Origin of the sequence: Stenotrophomonas sp. GD03877 (genome assembly GCF_029840555.1) — a bacterium.
Taxonomy (GTDB): Bacteria; Pseudomonadota; Gammaproteobacteria; order Xanthomonadales; family Xanthomonadaceae; genus Stenotrophomonas; species Stenotrophomonas geniculata.
Genome location: NZ_JAOCCT010000005.1, coordinates 75936 through 93093, shown reverse-complemented (window position 1 = coordinate 93093; position 17158 = coordinate 75936). Strand labels below are relative to the sequence as shown.

Genomic DNA, 17158 nt, shown 5'->3' with positions numbered 1-17158 from the left:
CTCCGGGGGGGGAGCGAATGAAGGTCCTCAAAGCTTTGACCTGTATCTTGACAGCCAGTGTCGGTGTGGGCCTCGTCTGGTTGTCGGTTTGGCTGTACATGAACCGCGTTTTCGCAGATCCGACAGCATTGCCGCCCAAGGACGCTCTAGCCGCCCAGGCCGCCTGGGCGCAAGCCATTCTGTCGGTCTTCGCTGTCCTGGCCGCAGTCTGGGTGGCGCGGGGGCAGGCCAAGCAGAGTCAAAAACTAATTAGTGATGAGTTGGCTCGCGTACGAGAGAAAGAAGGGCGAGAATCAGCTGAGAGGCAGAGCTTGGCCTGCACGGCGCTTCAGAGCGTCTTCAATGAACTCACGCGAGTCATCGCGCTACTCTGCGAAGATGACTACGAAAAATGGGCTGAAGCTCTGATGTTGCTGCGGTCCGGTTCTTCTCAAGCGACCAAGGATTTTCAGCGAGTTGCTCCGGTGCTCAACAGTACACCGAGTGGCGCCCTTCACTGCTTCAATATTGAGCAGTCGCTTCAGAGGTTCGAAAACGCTATGGCAGAGTACTTCCAGCCTTTGGTGACGCGGGATGAATTCGGTAGGCTCGTATTCGGGGAAATCACCGATCCTGGCGTAGCAAAGGAAGTGGCCGCAAGAATCCAGGGCGATGAAATGGCACTCTTGGAACAGATTGCAAGGTTGTAGCGCCGAGCCGACTCTACAGCAGATGTACGCCCGGCACGCTTCATTGGAGGTCTGCTTAACCTTGCGATCGCTGCTGATCGGCCTGCTCGTATGCGCGAAGGTCCGGCAGTTTCGTGCGGCGCGACTTGCTTGCACGTTTCGTCGGGCCTGGCGCGGATGAGTTGGCTGCAGGTCGGTTGCCGATCGCCGATTTCTTTCGCTCGGCGGCCTGCCTGCGTCCTTCTGAGCGCAGGAATTCGATCAGGTCCTCGCGCAGCATGACCGTGTGCTTCTGATTCAAGCGCACAGCCGGAACTTCGCCTTTGTCGACAAGTTCTTTCATTGCCTCCAAGCCAAGTCGCATTATCCTGGCTGCCGCTTCAAGGCCGAGGGTATCCTCAGTGTCGCAGGCAGTACCCGTTTGACGTTCATTACCCATTGTCGGCCTCAGCAGAACAATTCTCCATGTCAGAATGTCGATTGTTCAAAAGCGGGGGTGGCGAATGAATAGCTGGATAGGATGGGTTGAGTGCGGACCACTGAGCTCCACCTGTGTTGTCGATTGGGGGCCGGTCACGACTTTGCTTGCAGTCCTGGTCGCTCTCGGAGTTGGTGTCGCGCCTGTGATTCGAGATCGTGCGCAGCGTACGCGGCTTGCCAGGATGGTAGCCAGAATATCTGTCAGTGAATTGGAGCTTCTCGAGCAGAGGCTTCTTGTTTCTGCTGGTGTCATTAAGAAGTCGGGCAACATGCTCGATCACTGGAAGCATAAGGAAGTTAAGAGGCTGCTCATTCAAGTTTCCGCAGATGGTGTTACCGCTCTGATTCCACACGTGCACAACATCAGCGAGGATTTGGAGAGGCGTCTTGCAAAATGCATAAGTCTTCTGCGCGCGTTCGAGCGTTCCACTGCAACTATTGAGAAGACAAGGCCGTCGCAGCTTTTTGTGATGGGTGAAGATGGGATCTACTACTCCGGCTTGGCGAAGGAGCTGGCGGAACTCAGACGGTCGCTTTGCACGTGGACCAAGTCTGAATTCGAGGACTTGGCAGAGTCGGTTAAAGACGGTGTCATCGAATCGATGAACCGTGCGGCAGAGGAAAGAGAGAACTTTCGAATGCATAACCCTCCAAGTCGTGACCATTTGATCGAGCCCTCGTAGCGAATGGTGGAGTTCGTTACTGTCCATAGGACCCCTCATCGACGCGTCCGAGGCAAGGCGTAGGCGCTTCGCTGGCTGGCGAAGCTCCTGCAGATATTGGAATTGGAGAGCTTCTCCAATCATGCGAACAGGTCCAATTGGGCCGGCAACGGCGGCGGTGGGGCAGCGACGGCCAAGGGCGCGGACCTTACGCGAATCAGACACTCTCCCTCGCCACGCATCTGCCACGGCCTGCCGGCGATGGGCACAAGGTCGTGGCAGCTACCACCACCGCCCACGCGGTCCTTGATCTTCACCTGGTAGTAGTCTCTGCCACCGAACTGTGTGTGGTGCCCCGGATGCGGCCGCACCGAGACGACAGTGAAAACCGGGATCAAGCGATGCCACTCGCTGGCCCGCACTTCATCGTCGTAGTGCCACGATCCATCCAGATCGCGGTTCATCGAGATAACCTGGTCGCCCGCTCTGAAAGGCTCCAAGTTCTCGACGTTGCCGTGCGCAGACTTGTGGATCGGAGGGAAGAAATCGCGGATGGCGAAGAACAACCCGCGGCCGTTCGCGTCGGTGAACTCGGCAATGGGGAAGTAGGCAACGGCGATGCCGCCTTCCTGAAGCAGGTAAAAGGCGGAGCCGCACCGGGTCGGCCCGGCCGCCTCCTGCTTCCGCAGCGACTGACGCGACCAGCCGCTTTCCAGCAGGTCCAGGACGACGCGCTCTGCGAGATCCATTCCGATCTCCCGGTGCATCACGCGATCACGTTGTGCTTCAGCCATGAGCGCACCTCCGCCAGCACCAGCGCAGCCCTGCGCGCGGCACGCGCCTCTGATAGCCCACAGGGTGGCCGTGCGGGCCGCAAACCCGGCCAGGGCGAACACGTGGACCATTGCAGCGGTGAGCAGGCCGTCCGCCATTGACCAATGAGCGGCTTACGGCGACCATCTCCGAACCAGCAAGGAGCGCGTGATGAAGCCAGAGATCCAGAGTGATTCGTTGAGCACCAGCTACTACGGCCAAGACATCTACGTTGAGGCTTCGCAGCCCGCAGGCGGGAAGGCATTTGTGCACCTCGTACAAGCCGGTGAGTTCCCTGAGATCAACAACCCCGACTGCGGCGAGCACGACACGCTCGAACAAGCCCTGCACGCCGGTCTGCGGTTCGCGACGTCCTTGATCGACAACTAGCGCTGTGCTCATGCGGCGTCCGCCGGCGGCAACGTGACTGGGTCTAGGTTGGTGACGATCAAGACGTAGAAGGGCGGCGGACTGACGCTGAGGCCGCACATGCGGACCTGCGCGGTGGTCTTCAGCACCGTGCCGCCGCCGGCGAACAGGTTGACCACGATTTCGTTGGGGCGCAGGCGGGAGACCTGTGGCGGCGGGAAGTTGAAGGAGCGGGAACCGTCAGCCATGTGCTGCCTCCCAGGCGATGATCGCCTCGGCAGCAAGCGGTCGCACGAACCATGCGGCTGGGCCATCTTCGGTATCACCCAGCCAGACCAGGCGCCAATCTGCGCCGGGGCCAGTGGGCTGCCACGCGCGCATCTCATCCCAGTAGCGATGGTCTCCGGTCTCCACGGCTTCTTCGGTGAAGTCGCCAAACGTAACCTGCAGGTCGAAACCCTGCGCAAGCAACAACGGTCGCAGCGATACCTCGCGACCGTCGGCCCACACCGGCACGTCCGGATGGCACGGGATCTCGCCGTCGGCATTGCGCGCCGGGAGTCGACTCGGGTGATACAGGCCGCGCCATGGGTCGGCCGGATCGGCGACGGTCCGCGCCTGATTCCTGACCAGCTCCAGCAGCTCGATCGCCTGCGCCAGCCGGGCGCGGGTGGTGTCGCAGAGTGGCATGTCGCCGTCCTGCATGCTGCTGCGCAGAGTCGACACGTACGCTGTTACAGCGGCTTCGAACACGCGCAGATCCTGCAAACGCGGCAGGCGGTGGTGGAGATCGCGCAGCGCGGTCTGGGCCTGCGCGAGGGTAATGGCCTTCGCCTGATTTGGCAGCCACACCGCCTCGACAGCGATCGCGCTGATCGTTTCGAATGCGTCGCGCAGAACGGGGCAGTTCGTGGGGAGAGTGACAAGTTTCTCGGTCATCGGCGGGCCTGCTCGAATTGGGCGTCGGTGTTGACGAACGCGCCAGCGAGCGGCGCTACCTGTGACGCCTGCTCGGCGCCAGCGGGGCGAAGGGGGAAGGGCGCGGCGTGGCGATAGCGGCGGTTGGGGTCCGATGCGAACTTGCCGCCTTCGATGCGGATCACCTGGTACTCAGGGAACGCCTCATCGGGCAGCGCTTCGCGTGCCTCTTCCATCAGCGCGACAAAGCGCGCCTGCCATTCGACCGGCATCGACTGCAGGGTGCGTCGCGGCACCACGTGATAGGCGGCGCGACTGAGGCCGAAGGCATGCCATGCCGGGCCATCGGAATTGGTGCTGCCGGGCCTGCCGGGCTCGATCACGGTAGCTGCGTGCGATTCGCTGCTCATGCGGGCCTCAGTCAATGTCATGGGCTGCCACGCGGTCTGCATAGCTGCCGTGGTTGGCGGCGTGACGGCTCATGAGCGGGCGAAGTGGTGTGTGCCCCAGCACCTCGATGTGCCCGCCCGCTGCGAGGAAAGCGTCCAGGTCCTCGGCAAGCTGCTGCCGGTCGAGTTCCCGGTGTCGGATCGTGGTCGCCGCGTCACTGACGCCTGTAAGCGGACCTGGCGTGCTGATCGGCTGCACCCGGACAGCTGTCGCGCGCAGCGGGGCGATCGCATGTTGCGTGTGGCTGGATAGACGCCAGATCCCGCGCACGCCCGAGCGGTGGCATATGGCCTGGCCGCTACGCGCCAACCCCTTCAGTGTGTAGCCGATGGCCTGGTGGGTGCTGTTGATGCGGCCAGCGGTCTTGATCTGCTCGACCGTGGCGCCTTGCGGGAACATGGACAGGACCCTGCGCACTTCGGCCGCGCGGCCGGTCTGCTGCGGGCGGGCGCTCATGCGCGGGCCTCCGCGAGCAGCTCGCGCATAGCCCAGCCGTGGTGCATGACTTTGGAGGAGCTGTCCGCGACAGCGTAGGGGTTCTCGGTCAGGACCAGTGTGTTATCCAGCGGATAGCTGCTGTGCCCATCCCAGTCTTCAACAACGGCCTGCAGGCCGAAGTGTTCGCGCAGCTCCTGCGCGTTGGCGTTTTTGCCGCACAGATGCGGCCCGTAGATCACAACAGAACGGCTCATGCGGGGATTCCTCGCGTGCGGCGCGTAGCGCGGTTGATGGGGGAGATCGACCGAACACGCACGCCCTGGCGGTCGAGCCAGCGGTGCGCGGCCTGTGCGGCCAGTCGGTTGAGGGGAAACGTGACGCCGCCGAGGGTGAGCGAGTGGTGCGATACCCCCACGCTCCGGCTGGCGCTGGCGGCGACCTTCAGGAGCGACTCGCGCGGTGCGGAGGTGTAAAGACCGGCCCATAGCCAGCCCTGGCACACCATCAGGACGAGCGACTCGCCCTGATGGCCGGTGGCGAATTGCTGTTCCACGGGCATCGTGGTCTGAACGCTCATGCCGTCAGCGCCAGGTCGCGCGCCTTGGCGATCTCGGCCTCAGCGGCAGCGAGGCCGAGATCGGTCAAGGTCGCCTTGCGCGGCAGCTGCGGGTCGTCGTACCGGATCAGCACGCGCTCATCCAGCCAGTTCATGACGCGGCGCGTGAACAGCTTCTCGGGTCGGTTGCGGGGCGCAAAGCCGTTGGCGGTACGGTGGAGTGTGTGATCCGAAGCGCCATGCGCTGCTAGCAACGCGGCTTTTTCCTTCGGCTTCAGTGGAGCGGCCATGGGCAGTTCTCCTGGTCAGGCGGCGATGGGCGTGGAGGGGGACGCTGCGGCGATCTCGGCCAGCACCTCGCCGCGATGGCGGGCGAGCAGGGAGATCGGGATGCGCAGGTGGGCAAGACTCGGATCGGTCCAGCGCAGCTCAGCCAATGCGGCCTTTTCCATCGGTACCGGACGGGTGGCGAGGCCACACCGGTGGCATTCGATATGCAGCAGCGGTGGGCAAGGAGCGCCCAGGCGGTGTCCGGTCGGAGCGCCTTGGGTCACCACGATTTGCGGTCGATGGCCGGGCCAGCACAACGGCACGGAATCGGGGAGCGGGCGAGCGGTCTGGCGCATGGTTAGCCCCTCACCGAGGTGCTGAGCGCCCAGCGCGCCTTGGCCGCATCACGGTCGCTGTGCGCCTGCTGGATCTCGGCGATGCGCAGCGGTACGACAACCGCGGCCAGCAGCGCGACAGCTGCCCAAGCGAGGCGGAGGCGCCGGTTCATGCGGCACCGCCCTGGACGCGGGCGATGGCTCGCTGGCAACGAGGGCACGTCACCGGCTGCGATTCGCACACCGTCCAGCCGACAGAGCGGCGACCAGGCTGTGCGCCGCACATTGCCTTGCCTGCGAATCCAAAGCTGCGGCGCACCTCGGCTGCGGGGACCGCGTGCAGATTTCTGCCCTGCCCGCGCTCTAGGCCGTTTGTGCACCTGCCGGCGAGTTTCGCCGCCACAACATCGACAGGAGCGCTCATGCCCGCACCTCGGCCGACATATCGCGTGAGCACGCTTCCAGGCGGAGGCTGGCGACGCCCATGCGCCGGGAGCGACGGAGTTGGTTGCGGCTGTGTTCGCCCTTGCTGCGAGCCCACAGGGTCCGGGCGGTGCTGTGATCGCGTGCTGCCACGGCCCGCAGGGCCTTTACGGCCAACAGGGGCAGCAGGCAGGGGCTTGGATCGGCGTAGCGATGAGACATGGCGCGCTCCTGTTCGAAGGAGGGCGCCGGCGGGTCAGTTGCCGAGGGGGCGGCTACTGCCGGTCAGGGGGGGGGGGGCCGGCAAGGCGGCGACCCGCCGGTCGCCCGCCGGTCGTTGGCCGGCGAGGCAATTTATCCCACAGCTAAATTGTCATTGCAATAGCTGTGAGCTAAATTTTCGTCAGGGGCTGAAAAAGGGAAGGGCACGCCTGATAATTCCTAGGCATACAGGGCCAGGGAGGCTGCGATGTTTAACAGGTTGGTGATGCTGGGGGTTGCGCTTGCAGTTTCACCTTGGGCTTCGGCAGAGGTGTTCAAGTGCAAGGGGGCAGCCGGGGAGACGGTCTACTCGCAAGCCCCGTGTTCCGCAGGCGCAGCGCCGATGAAGCTGCGCTCCAATCGAGCTTCAACAGAGAGTGCGGGCGAGGCTGCTAATCGTGCGGCGGTGTATCAGACGACAGAGCTTGCAGATGCTGGCATCTCCGAACGGAACTGCTTGTCCTCGGAGCAAAGTAGGATTTACGGCCCGGTCAACGCCCGTGGGCAGGATGTGTCACGTCAGATCGCTGCGCTAAACCGTGAACTGGCTACTGCAAGGAATAACCTTGCCGGCGCAACTTATGCGTCTGGGATAAGGTCTCAGATTGCTAGCCTGCAGCAGGCCCAGACAGCCGACAGAATCTCTGCAGATAGCCAGATGGCCGAGGCCAGGAAGCGATGCGGCGACGCTCGTGCTGAGCGAGAACGAGCCACGCGGGAAAAATACTCAGGTGCCGGCACGCCATAGGTGTGGGCGCGTTGCGCGCCCACTTGCTTTGATTCAGGGTCACGCGTCCTGGATGGAAACATCTCGGATGAAGCCAGCTTCATCCAAAGGAACTCCGTCCATGCAGCATTCTCTGGCGGCTTCCATCTCCCGATGCAGACGCACCAGCGCGTCGTTTTCAAGGCAATCGATGCCTGGCGTGTTGAATGTTGCCTGGTCGATCAAGCAGCCCAAGTTGTAGTGATCCCGGAGCCAGCGGATACGCCGGAGAATGCTGTCTCGCGTTACGTTATCTATGGCTGATGGCCTAGGTGCTTCGACTAAGCGAAGCTTGGGCTTTTGCCCGTCACGCCTTGCGACGCGTTGCGCGATCACCTGAGCCAATGCTTCGAGCGTCCCGGCGGCCGGGGGTTCCTTCTTCTGCTTCTCCATCCTTCTCCCTGAGCCTTTGTGCAAGCGCCTTGCTGAAGTCAATCAGGTTGTCGGGAGTTACCGTTGCCTCACCCCGCTGGTATAGGTACTCGTAGGCATAAGCCAGTGGCGTACCGTCTTCTTCATTGCTGAAGTCATCAATCCCAAGGTTGGCGAACGTTAGCCTCACGAGCCTGATCGCGGAGGCGATGATCTCAGGGTCGATTCGCAGATCCTGAGAACCAGCAGGGGCCCCAGCACTGGCGTCGTCGTCGGACCTCGGCTGGTCCAGCCAGCCATGGGATAGCCCGGCCGCGCGTTCGATCTTGCGCGCAACGTCATCCCCCATCTTCTTGCCGCTCAATAGCTGGTTCAGATAGGAAGGCGCCATGTCCAAGTGGATGGCGATCGCTTTTTGCGTCCCCAGCTGTGGTTTGAGCGTGGCGACCAGGGCCTGGAGGTTGAGGTGTCTGGCGGTGATGGCATCCATACGGCAAGCGTAGCTAGTAGCTAAACGTCGAAGTTGCGCTGTGTGCTTGACATTAACGTTTAGCTCGGGGCTAAATATTGGCCCTATGGACCTACTCACCTTCATTTCGGACCCCGAACGTAAGCGGCGCCTCGCTGCCTTGACCGGCAGTTCTGAGGGATACCTGTGGCAGTGCGCGACCGGTTGGAGGAACAAGAAGCCCAGCCCGATCCTGGCGCGAAAGATTCAGCTGGCGTCAGTGGAGATCGGTGGCGAGCTTGGCTGCGAGCCTTTGGCTCTTGCTGCGATCCGCCCTGACATCTGGCCGGCTGAGACGGCATGAATCGGTCTACATACAAGAGCCTTGCGCGCCGGGGCGAACAGGACCGCTACGACGCCGCCGATGCCGGATGCGGCGTCGTAGGTTCGGATCGCGGTGAAGCGCATGCGCTGCGGGAAGCTGATGATCTCTGCCATGGCGCCAATGTTGCCCCGGCCGCAATCAGCCTTCCCACGATGATCGTTGGCCCGTTTCAGGGGGACGCATGACCTGCCTCCGCTCTGATCTTTACTGGCGGGATGCCCTGCACAACGCAGTGGCCCGCGCCCCAGGCGGTCTGCAGGATGCGGCCGCACACATCAGCAAGCGTAGGGGCAAGTCGATCTCGGCAGAGACCCTGCGCAAAAAACTGCGAGGCATCGATGGTGAGTCTATCTCCATGGAGATGGCCGAGATCCTGACGGACTACCTGCAGCAGTTCGTGGTCACGCAGGAGATTGCCACCGACTGGGTGTGCTCCCTCGCAGGTCAGTACGACCTGATGGTGGATTACGTACCGCCGCCACCCGAGGGTGGTTGGCCGAACGAGCTGGCCGCGATCCAAGCAAAGCTGCTGGAGCTGCACAAGCTGACCGGCGCGCTGGCTGGCGCCGGTATCGACGCTATGGCCGACCAGCGCTTGACCGTCCCCGAGGCGGATCGAATCCAGGACCTATCGCGCGACGTGCGCAGGCTCTGCTACCGACTGGAGCGCAACGCCTGCCGTGCTGCTGGTAAGCAGGGGATGGAGGACTGACGTGGCAACCCACCACGCCCATCGATCCCGATATCGACGGCGTGGCATAGCCAGCGCAGCTGCGCGGCAAGCAATGGAACTGGCCGCCTTGGCGCTGACTGACGCGGTGCCCGGTTTGGTAGGTGAAGAAGCATTGGCAGAGCGCGAGCGCATTCGCCAGCGACAAGAGCAGCAAGACAACCGGCAGCACTGTCTGCCTTTGGGGAATCCAGATGTACCAAGCAAGCATTGATTCGGCCCCATCCCCCCGGGTGGCTTGTGAAAGGCCGCGTGCTCCCCGCGCTACTGAATCCGCCTTGGCATTGCGAGCCATTCGCGATACCAGCGATGGGTCCTCCCTGGACCTGACGGACGCGGGTATTCCGACGCGCATTTCCTGGGTAGATAGCGGCTCGGGAAACTACTGAATGTCTGAGAACTATGGGGATGTGCTGCAGCAGCTGCAGTCCGCTGGCCTGCTGATCACCGAACTGGACACCACCGGACGCATGGTCCGTTGTCGCGTCGAGGGCTCACGCGAGCGCCGCGGCTGGTACGCGCTCCACGAACTGAACACCTCGGCTGGCGAAGTGCTGGTCGTCGGCACATACGGCGTCTGGCACGGCAACGAGAACGGCGCAACCAAGGTCGATCTGCGCAAGCGCGACAAGACCTTCTCCGATGAACAGCGCGAAGCGCTGCGCAATCGGCTGGCCGAGGACCGCCGCCGTGCGGAATCTGCCCGTCAGACCCAAGCGAAGCGGGCTGCAGAGCGGGCGTCGTCCGCCTGGGCCAAGGCCAATGCAGTTGGCGAGGCTGATTACCTGGTCAGCAAGGGCGTGCAGGGTTTCGGCCTGCGCTATGGCACGACGGGCGCCGCACTTGTTCCGCTGCTGGACGTCAACGGGCAGGTGCACGGCCTACAGGTGTTGCGCAGCGCGAAGCTGGCGGCGGCAGGACGCAAGCCGGCCAAGGAGTACTGGCCGGCAGGCATGGTCAAGAAGGGCCACTTCCACCTGATCGGCGGAAGTCCCCAGTGGATCTTGCTGGTGGCCGAGGGCTATGCCACTGCGGCCACGTTGCACATGGCGACGGGCTACCCGGTGGCAGTAGCGTTCGACGCCGGCAACATGCTGGCCGTCGCCTCGGCACTGGCGAAGCGTTATCGCGGCATCAAGATGCTGCTGTGCGCCGATGACGACGTGCTGCAGAAGTGCCGACACTGCAAGAGCCGCCTCGTCCTTGCCGACCATCCGCAGTTCTGCCCCTCCTGCGCGCAGCCTCATGGCGCATCGAATGCAGGTCTGCTTGGTGCCGAGGCCGCAGCGCTGGACGTGGGTGGAGCGGTGCTGCATCCGGTCTTCGCAGATGAGTCGGGCAGGCGTGAGCGCTTCATCGACAGCGGCCGCAAGATCAGCGACTTCAACGATCTGCACGCCCAAGAGGGCCTGCATGTCGTGCGGGCGCAGGTCGAGGCCCGTCTCACGGAGCTGTCCTGGCGGGTGCCAGCAGAAAAACGCGCGCCTTCCATCACCAGCAACGGGGGCGAGGGGAATGATCGCCTGGCACCGATCCACTCGCTGAGCGAGTTGCTTGAGCGCTTCGCCCTGGTCTATGGGCAGGGCGGCACGGTGTTCGACCACAAAGAACACATGTTGGTCGCACTGGGCGACATGCGCGATGCCTGCGTGCGCAAGGAATTGCACCGGGCGTGGATGGAGCATTCGGATCGGTCCATCGTGCGGGTACGCGAAGTTGACTTCGACCCCTCGTGCGAGAAGCCAGGGGTGACATGCAACCTCTTTGCCGGTTGGCCGACCGTACCGCAAGAGGGCAACTGCGACCGGCTGCTGCAGCTGCTCTGGCACATGTGCGGCAACGAAGCCAACCAGAAGGCGCTGTACGACTGGGTGGTCAAGTGGCTTGCTTACCCGCTGCAGCATCCTGGCGCCAAGATGAAATCGACCATCGTCATTCATGGTCCGCAGGGCACCGGCAAGAACATGTTCTTCGATGAGTACATGAAGCTCTACGGTGACTATGGGCGCGTGTTGGACCAGGCGGCGCTGGAAGACAAGTTCAATGACTGGGCCAGCCGCAAGCTGTTCCTGCTGGCCGACGAAGTGGTCGCACGCACCGAGGTGTACCACCTCAAGAACAAGCTCAAGGCGTTGATCACGGGCGACCGCATCCGCATCAACCCGAAGAACATCCAGGCCTACGAAGAAGACAATCACGCGAACCTGGTGTTCCTGTCCAACGAGGCGATGCCGGTCGTGCTGGAGGAAGATGACCGGCGGCACGCGGTGATCTGGACGCCAGACAAGCTCAGTCAAGAGTTCTACACCGAGGTGCTGGCCGATATCCGCAATGGCGCCACGGCGGCGCTGCACCACTATTTGCTGCAGGTGGATCTGACCGGCTTCACCAATGGCACCAACCCGCCGATGACCCAGGCGAAAGAGGAGCTGATTGGCCTGAGTCAGGATAGCCCGCAGCGGTTCTTGGACGAGCTTTACGGCGACGACATCCCCGGGCTCAAGCCCATGCCGGCGCTCTCGAAGGAGTGGTACGAGGTCTATAAGGCCTGGTGTGCGCGAGAGGGCCTGCCGCGCCCGGCGCCGTCACCAAAGTTCATCAACGCGCTGGTGCGCAAGCGCCAGATCACCCATCCCGACCGGGCGCGCAAGCGCTACCAGATCGAGCAGAGCGTGAACGGACCTCACGGCTTCCTGATGCTCGGCAACTGCACCGTGCCTGACGGGAAGACAGAGGCAGCATGGCTGGGAGACCAGGTCGTGTCCTTCCGTCGCATGTTCTCCGACTACAAGGGGCGTGCGTGATCACTATACCCATCAATGTGCGGTGCGTGCGGGATGTGCGGGCCGATGTGCGGGCATTGAATTGCCGTGAATCTCTTGCAGCAGTAGGCGTGTGCGGGACGTGCGGGACTCGGCCTACATGGGCGGGCGCGGGCGCGAATGGGCGTCATGCCGTCGCACCACGATGCGCCTCGCGTGCGTATATGGGGGGGCGCACATCCCGCACACGCCGCACACGGCTTGTGCCACAGCCATTCAGTGGATATCGCATCCCGCACACGCCACCGCACAGCCCGCACATGCTCGCGCGCGCGCGTTTTTCCGCTTTAACGATCTTCGAAGGAAATGGAGTAGGGGGTAGCAATGGCTGAGGATGACGTGACGATCACTGGCAAAGAGCTGGCCTCCCTGATCGGCTGCAAGCCATCCTACGTGGTCGAGCTGAGGAAAAAGGGGAGGGTGGTGGTGGGTGCTGGCGGAAAGGGATTCCTGAAGACCGCCTCCCTGGAGCTCTACGCTCGTACCACAGATCCGGTCTATGCCGGCGTAGCCCAGCGCCACGCCGATGAGCGTGGCAGCTCGCTGGTGGGGAGTGGGGAGGGTGCCAATGCTCTCGCCCCCGACATCGATGACGATGAAGAGGATAGCGACGAGGACGATTCCAGGCCCTCACGGGCCGGCCGGCCGCAGACCCCGGATTCCGCGCGCAAGGCCAAAGCGCTGGCCGACAAGGCCGAGACCGATGCGCACATGGCCCACATCGCGCTGCAGAAGGAGCTGGGGTTGCTACTGCCGCGCGCGGACGTGGAGGCATTCCTGGCTGAGCACGCCACGACGTTCCGGGGAGCGATGGAGCGCCTCGCCGATACGCTGGCGCCGCAGCTCGCTGCGACACTGGATGAGGCCGGGTGCCGGCGTTTGGTCTGGGATGAGGTGAGCCACGCCCTGGAAGAGCTCAGCCAGGGCTTCCGCACGCTGGCAGCCAAAGCTGCGGAGGCTTCGGAATGATGCAGGCACAGCACTGCCTGGCATCGGTGTTGGCCCGCTCGCTGCAGCCGCGACGGCCCATGAGCGTGTCGCAGTGGTGCGATGAGCACATGCGCCTGTCCACAAAGAGCGGTAGCAAGCCCGGGCGCTGGGTGACCGATCGCAACCCGCCGTTGCGGGAGCCGATGGACAACATGTCTGCCCGCAGCCCGGTACATGACCAGGTCTGCATGTTTCCGATCCAGTTCGGCAAGAGCCAGTTAGCGACGAACGCGATGGCCTACTGGATGGACTATGCTCCAGGGCCGATGATGTATGCGCTTCCGGGCGAGGTGTCCATGAACAAGTGGATTGCCCAGAAGCTCAATCCGATGATCGAGGTCTGCGCTGCTGTAAAGAAGGCGCTGACCAGCACCGCTAGCCGCGACAGCGCCAACCAGCGCACGTTCAAGGATTTTGCCGGCGGCCAGCTGTTCGTGGAACACATGGGCAGCCCGCAGCGCCTGAAGTCCTCGACGGTGAAGTACCTGCAGGTGGATGAGATCGATGAGGCGCCGCAGCAGCTCTCCACTGGCGACGATCCGGTGAAGATGCTGGACGGCCGCACATCGTCTTTCCCGACCACCTACAAGCGGCAGTACATCAGCACCCCGGGCATCGCCGGACTTAGCCGGATTGCGAAGCTGTACGAAAAGAGTGACCAGCGCCGGTACCACGTGCCGTGTCCCCACTGCGGCCACTTCCAGGCGCTGCAGTGGAGTGGCCTGGTGTGGTCGCCCGACAAGAGTCGCGCGTGGTATGCGTGCTGCGAGTGTGGCGTCGCGATCGAGGAGCACTTCAAGACTGAGATGATCGCCAAGGGGCGCTGGGTCGCTGCCAATCCTGACTCGCCGATCCGCGGCTACACCATCAACTGCCTGTACTACCAGTTTGGCTTGGGTCCACGCTGGCTGGACCTGGTCAAAGAATGGCTGGAGGCGCAGGGCGATCCAGCTTCGCTCAAGACCTTCGTGAATGACCGCCTGGCCGAGACGTGGGAAGACCCCGCAATGCGGGCAGTCAAACACAACGTCATCAAGGATCGTGCCGAGCCCTATGCGCTTCGCTCGGCTCCGCAAGGTGTGCTGGCTATCACCGTAGGTGTGGATACGCAGGACAACCGTCTTGCTATTCACGTCGTCGGCTGGGGGCGGGGTATGACCGCCTGGACGCTGGACTATGTGGAACTGCAGGGCGATCCAGCCGAGGAAGCGGTGTGGGTAGCCCTGACCGATTTGCTCAACCGCGCAATCGAGCGCGAAGATGGCGCGCTGCTACGGCCGATGGCAGTGGCCATCGACGCTGGTGGCCACCGCACCGAGGCCGTAAAGAACTACGTCCGTCAGCGACGCATCACCCGACCAATGTGCATCTTTGGTGCTGTACCCAACAACGCTCCTGTGCTGTCCAAGGGCAAGCTGGCTGACGTCACCTGGAAAGGCAAGACTGACAAGCGCGGCATCACCATCAACCACGTGGGGACCGTTGCAGCCAAGCACTACCTCTACAGCCGTTTGTCGGCCGACGCCGAGCGCAAGCCCGAGAATCGCATGGTCCACCTCAGTGACCAGCTGCCCGAGGAGTTCTTCCCGGGCCTGGTGTCGGAGGTCTACAACCCAGTCAAGAATAGATTTGAGAAGAAGGTGACCCGAAACGAGCCGTTGGACACATGGGTGTATGCCTACGCGGCGACCCATCACCCAGAGGTCCGTATCAACCGCTTCACGCGTTCCGATTGGGACCTTCTGGAACAACGGCTGGCTGCGCCGCCAAGCGTGAGCGTTTCACGCGAAACGCCATCTGCTGCGTCGGAGGCCGACGCTCCCACTGATTCCCGTGAAACATCGAGTGTGCCTCGCCGGCAACGGCCTGCGCAGCCTCGCGGCATGGGGAGGCAGTGGTGAGCAGGAACACAGTCCGAAACAAGGTGCGAATCAGTGAGCTAACGGAGGAACTCGCGGTCGGCGCCGCGCTGCGCCTGCGATGTGACAGCGACGATATACGCAGCGTTGTGGAGGCCGTGGTGGCCTATCTTGTCGAGGAGTACCCAGCCCAGGATCTGTACATCCCCGCCAGCATGCAAAGCAGTGCCTACCCTGTGGATGAGATCCGGAAAGGAATGCAGGAACAGGAGTCAGTACGGTCGCTGTGTAGGAGGTTCAGGATCGACAGACGGACGCTGTACCGCTTGCTTGATGAGCCTTGCGCGAATGAGTAGGGGGTGCGGGTGAGTTCCCCGAGACTCACCCGCACTTGATCAGGAAACTGGCATCCATGATCTCGCGGATGCCTCACTGATGAGCTGGACCAAAGACGATGTGCTGAGGCTGAAGGCCGCCATCGCCAGCGGCCAGTTGTCCGTTCGTCATGGTGATCGTCAGATCACGTATCAGTCCGTCGAAGCAATGTTGACCGCATTGGACCGCATGGAGGCTGAGGTTGCCGCCACGACGGCTGGACGACGGAAGTCGGCCACGCGCCGTTACCGCTTCACGACGCTGAGGGGCTTCTGACATGGCGGCCTCGCTGCTCGACAGGGTCATCGGCGCCATTTCTCCGCAGGCAGCCCTGAAGCGTCACCGCGCCAGGGCGACGCTGGAGGCGGTACGTGCCTACGAGGGCGCCTCGCGCACTGACGGTTGGCGTGTTCGTAGGGCGGGAGCCAGCGCGAACACCGATCATCTGGCAGACGCCCGCGAGCTGCGCAACCGCGCTCGGGCACTGGTGCAGAACGTACCGTACTGCGCGCGGTCTCTCCAGGTGCTGGTGAGCGCAACGATCGGGACCGGCATTACTCCCAAGGCCGAAGGCCCAAACGCTGCCGCGCTGGACATCCTGTGGGGCCGCTGGGCCGACGTGGCGGACGCGGATGGAAAGTCGGACATCTACGGCCTTATGGCTACCGCGTATCGTGCGATGGAGCAGGACGGCGAAGTCATGATTCGCCGCCGCACCAGGCGTCAGTCGGACGGTCTCGCGGTCCCGCTGCAGCTTCAGGTGCTGGAAATCGACTGGCTGGACGGAAACAAGAACGGCTCTGCGCCGGGCGGTGGTCAGGTGATCAACGGCATCGAGTACGACGCGATTGGTCGGATTCGCGGCTACTGGCTATTCGGGGCGCATCCCGGTGAGGCTGTGCGTGGCTCTATGCGCTTGAGTAGTTCGTTGGTGCCGGCGTCGGACATCATTCACCTCTACAACCCTGTCCGCCCCGGGCAGGGACGCGGCATTACGCGCTTCGCACCGGTGATCGCGCGAGTGCGCGACCTGATGCTGTACGAAGACGCCGAGCTGGCGCGGAAGAACCTGGAAGCCCGACTTGGCGTGATCGTCAGTGGCGACATCGATTCGATGTCCAACGCGGACGATGACGGCCCTTCCCAGCTCGGCTCAGATCGTGACCAGGTCACCGACCTTGGCCCACTGCCCAGCGGTGGTGTTACCCACATCACCGGTGCCACCGCCTTCCAGACAGTCGAGCCTAAGCCTGCAGGCGGCTACGTTGAATACTGCAAGTTCAACGCGCACATCATCACTGCTGGAGTCGGTGTTCCGTACGAATCTGCCACGGGCGACATGCGCGAAGTGAACTTCTCCAGCGCCCGCATTCGGCAGATGGAGTTCCGGCGCGACTGCGAACAGATGCAGTGGCTGGTACTGGTCCCTCAGATGTGTAAGCCGATCTGGCGCTGGTTCGACGAAGCAGCCGCGCTCGGCGGCGGCGTGCGTTCCACGGGAAGCACTGCCGACTGGAGCACGCCTCGCTGGGACTACGTCAACCCCAAGCAAGACATCGAATCAGAAATTGCAGCGATGGGTGCCGGTCTCAACTCGCCCAGCGAAGCGCTGCGTCGGCGTGGCTACGACCCGGACGCGGTATACGCCGAGATGGGCAAGGACTTCAAGCGGATGAAAGAGACCGGCGCGCTCGAGCTGATGACCTTCCTTCAATCCAGTGGCGCCCGGACCGGCCTGGTCGACGCCTCAACAGCCAACGAGGAATGA

General features: G+C 63.0%; 26 protein-coding genes. 12 read left to right on the top strand and 14 right to left on the bottom strand.

Features of this window, described 5'->3' with window-relative positions:
- The first annotated feature begins 17 nt into the window (after positions 1 to 17).
- Positions 18 to 689, top strand: a complete 672-nt coding sequence (locus tag N5D20_RS05235; RefSeq protein WP_279914226.1) for a hypothetical protein — start codon at positions 18 to 20, stop codon at positions 687 to 689.
- A 55-nt stretch (positions 690 to 744) separates the two neighbouring features.
- On the opposite strand, the gene N5D20_RS05230 is transcribed toward N5D20_RS05235, so the two are convergent.
- A complete protein-coding gene (locus N5D20_RS05230; RefSeq protein WP_279914225.1) occupies positions 745 to 1011 on the bottom strand; it encodes a hypothetical protein in 267 nt (88 codons plus the stop codon).
- A 406-nt stretch (positions 1012 to 1417) separates the two neighbouring features.
- Between N5D20_RS05230 and N5D20_RS05225 the strand changes: the two genes are divergently transcribed.
- Complete coding sequence (locus N5D20_RS05225; protein ID WP_279924992.1) at positions 1418 to 1831, top strand: hypothetical protein; 414 nt, start codon at positions 1418 to 1420, stop codon at positions 1829 to 1831.
- A 119-nt stretch (positions 1832 to 1950) separates the two neighbouring features.
- On the opposite strand, the gene N5D20_RS05220 is transcribed toward N5D20_RS05225, so the two are convergent.
- Positions 1951 to 2604, bottom strand: coding sequence for a hypothetical protein (locus tag N5D20_RS05220; RefSeq protein ID WP_279914223.1), 654 nt, complete (start codon positions 2602 to 2604; stop codon positions 1951 to 1953).
- Positions 2605 to 2794: 190 nt separating this feature from the next.
- Here N5D20_RS05220 and N5D20_RS05215 point away from each other — a divergent pair, with 190 nt between their 5' ends.
- A complete protein-coding gene (locus N5D20_RS05215) occupies positions 2795 to 3013 on the top strand; it encodes a hypothetical protein (RefSeq protein WP_279914222.1) in 219 nt (72 codons plus the stop codon).
- Positions 3014 to 3021: 8 nt separating this feature from the next.
- On the opposite strand, the gene N5D20_RS05210 is transcribed toward N5D20_RS05215, so the two are convergent.
- From N5D20_RS05210 to N5D20_RS05170, 9 genes are all read right to left on the bottom strand, one after another.
- The gene (locus N5D20_RS05210) at positions 3022 to 3240 is read right to left on the bottom strand and encodes a hypothetical protein (RefSeq protein WP_279914221.1); all 219 of its coding nucleotides are present in this window, start codon (positions 3238 to 3240) and stop codon (positions 3022 to 3024) included.
- Positions 3233 to 3931, bottom strand: coding sequence for a hypothetical protein (locus N5D20_RS05205; RefSeq protein ID WP_279914220.1), 699 nt, complete (start codon positions 3929 to 3931; stop codon positions 3233 to 3235). The genes N5D20_RS05210 and N5D20_RS05205 overlap by 8 nt, the downstream gene beginning before the upstream one ends.
- Complete coding sequence (locus N5D20_RS05200; RefSeq protein WP_279914219.1) at positions 3928 to 4320, bottom strand: hypothetical protein; 393 nt, start codon at positions 4318 to 4320, stop codon at positions 3928 to 3930. The genes N5D20_RS05205 and N5D20_RS05200 overlap by 4 nt, the downstream gene beginning before the upstream one ends.
- Positions 4321 to 4327: 7 nt before the next feature.
- Positions 4328 to 4816 (bottom strand): hypothetical protein, encoded by a 489-nt coding sequence (locus N5D20_RS05195; RefSeq protein WP_279914218.1) that lies wholly within the window; start codon positions 4814 to 4816, stop codon positions 4328 to 4330.
- A complete protein-coding gene (locus N5D20_RS05190; RefSeq protein ID WP_279914217.1) occupies positions 4813 to 5052 on the bottom strand; it encodes a hypothetical protein in 240 nt (79 codons plus the stop codon). The genes N5D20_RS05195 and N5D20_RS05190 overlap by 4 nt, the downstream gene beginning before the upstream one ends.
- On the bottom strand, positions 5049 to 5375 hold the full coding sequence (locus tag N5D20_RS05185) for a hypothetical protein (RefSeq protein WP_279914216.1): 327 nt from the start codon (positions 5373 to 5375) through the stop codon (positions 5049 to 5051). The genes N5D20_RS05190 and N5D20_RS05185 overlap by 4 nt, the downstream gene beginning before the upstream one ends.
- Complete coding sequence (locus tag N5D20_RS05180) at positions 5372 to 5644, bottom strand: hypothetical protein (RefSeq protein ID WP_049417593.1); 273 nt, start codon at positions 5642 to 5644, stop codon at positions 5372 to 5374. Before N5D20_RS05180 ends, N5D20_RS05185 begins: the two co-directional genes overlap by 4 nt.
- A gap of 15 nt (positions 5645 to 5659) precedes the next feature.
- The gene (locus N5D20_RS05175) at positions 5660 to 5908 is read right to left on the bottom strand and encodes a hypothetical protein (protein ID WP_279914215.1); all 249 of its coding nucleotides are present in this window, start codon (positions 5906 to 5908) and stop codon (positions 5660 to 5662) included.
- Between the two features lie 74 nt (positions 5909 to 5982).
- Entirely contained in the window at positions 5983 to 6132 is a 150-nt protein-coding gene (locus tag N5D20_RS05170) for a hypothetical protein (protein ID WP_185749965.1), read from the bottom strand.
- Positions 6133 to 6851: 719 nt separating this feature from the next.
- Between N5D20_RS05170 and N5D20_RS05165 the strand changes: the two genes are divergently transcribed.
- On the top strand, positions 6852 to 7391 hold the full coding sequence (locus N5D20_RS05165; protein ID WP_125894680.1) for a DUF4124 domain-containing protein: 540 nt from the start codon (positions 6852 to 6854) through the stop codon (positions 7389 to 7391).
- 39 nt (positions 7392 to 7430) lie between these two features.
- Here N5D20_RS05165 and N5D20_RS05160 read toward each other — a convergent pair whose 3' ends face one another.
- From N5D20_RS05160 to N5D20_RS05150, 3 genes are all read right to left on the bottom strand, one after another.
- Positions 7431 to 7595: a hypothetical protein gene (locus N5D20_RS05160; protein WP_279914214.1), complete on the bottom strand. Its 165-nt coding sequence runs from the start codon at positions 7593 to 7595 to the stop codon at positions 7431 to 7433.
- A 121-nt stretch (positions 7596 to 7716) separates the two neighbouring features.
- Positions 7717 to 8271: a hypothetical protein gene (locus N5D20_RS05155; protein ID WP_279914212.1), complete on the bottom strand. Its 555-nt coding sequence runs from the start codon at positions 8269 to 8271 to the stop codon at positions 7717 to 7719.
- A 225-nt stretch (positions 8272 to 8496) separates the two neighbouring features.
- Positions 8497 to 8727, bottom strand: coding sequence for a hypothetical protein (locus N5D20_RS05150; protein ID WP_049423629.1), 231 nt, complete (start codon positions 8725 to 8727; stop codon positions 8497 to 8499).
- 68 nt (positions 8728 to 8795) lie between these two features.
- Here N5D20_RS05150 and N5D20_RS05145 point away from each other — a divergent pair, with 68 nt between their 5' ends.
- From N5D20_RS05145 to N5D20_RS05110, 8 genes are all read left to right on the top strand, one after another.
- Positions 8796 to 9326, top strand: a complete 531-nt coding sequence (locus N5D20_RS05145; RefSeq protein ID WP_049423631.1) for a hypothetical protein — start codon at positions 8796 to 8798, stop codon at positions 9324 to 9326.
- A gap of 73 nt (positions 9327 to 9399) precedes the next feature.
- The gene (locus N5D20_RS05140; protein WP_221740461.1) at positions 9400 to 9558 is read left to right on the top strand and encodes a hypothetical protein; all 159 of its coding nucleotides are present in this window, start codon (positions 9400 to 9402) and stop codon (positions 9556 to 9558) included.
- 175 nt (positions 9559 to 9733) lie between these two features.
- Positions 9734 to 12148 carry a DUF5906 domain-containing protein gene (locus N5D20_RS05135; protein ID WP_279914211.1) on the top strand — a complete coding sequence of 805 codons (2415 nt, stop codon included), beginning with the start codon at positions 9734 to 9736 and terminating at the stop codon, positions 12146 to 12148.
- A 342-nt stretch (positions 12149 to 12490) separates the two neighbouring features.
- Entirely contained in the window at positions 12491 to 13135 is a 645-nt protein-coding gene (locus N5D20_RS05130) for a hypothetical protein (protein WP_197574851.1), read from the top strand.
- Positions 13132 to 15057 (top strand): phage terminase large subunit family protein, encoded by a 1926-nt coding sequence (locus N5D20_RS05125; RefSeq protein WP_279914210.1) that lies wholly within the window; start codon positions 13132 to 13134, stop codon positions 15055 to 15057. The genes N5D20_RS05130 and N5D20_RS05125 overlap by 4 nt, the downstream gene beginning before the upstream one ends.
- The gene (locus tag N5D20_RS05120; RefSeq protein WP_197578046.1) at positions 15054 to 15371 is read left to right on the top strand and encodes a hypothetical protein; all 318 of its coding nucleotides are present in this window, start codon (positions 15054 to 15056) and stop codon (positions 15369 to 15371) included. The genes N5D20_RS05125 and N5D20_RS05120 overlap by 4 nt, the downstream gene beginning before the upstream one ends.
- Positions 15372 to 15450: 79 nt before the next feature.
- On the top strand, positions 15451 to 15666 hold the full coding sequence (locus tag N5D20_RS05115) for a hypothetical protein (RefSeq protein ID WP_279914207.1): 216 nt from the start codon (positions 15451 to 15453) through the stop codon (positions 15664 to 15666).
- A gap of 1 nt (position 15667) precedes the next feature.
- Complete coding sequence (locus N5D20_RS05110; RefSeq protein WP_279914206.1) at positions 15668 to 17158, top strand: phage portal protein; 1491 nt, start codon at positions 15668 to 15670, stop codon at positions 17156 to 17158.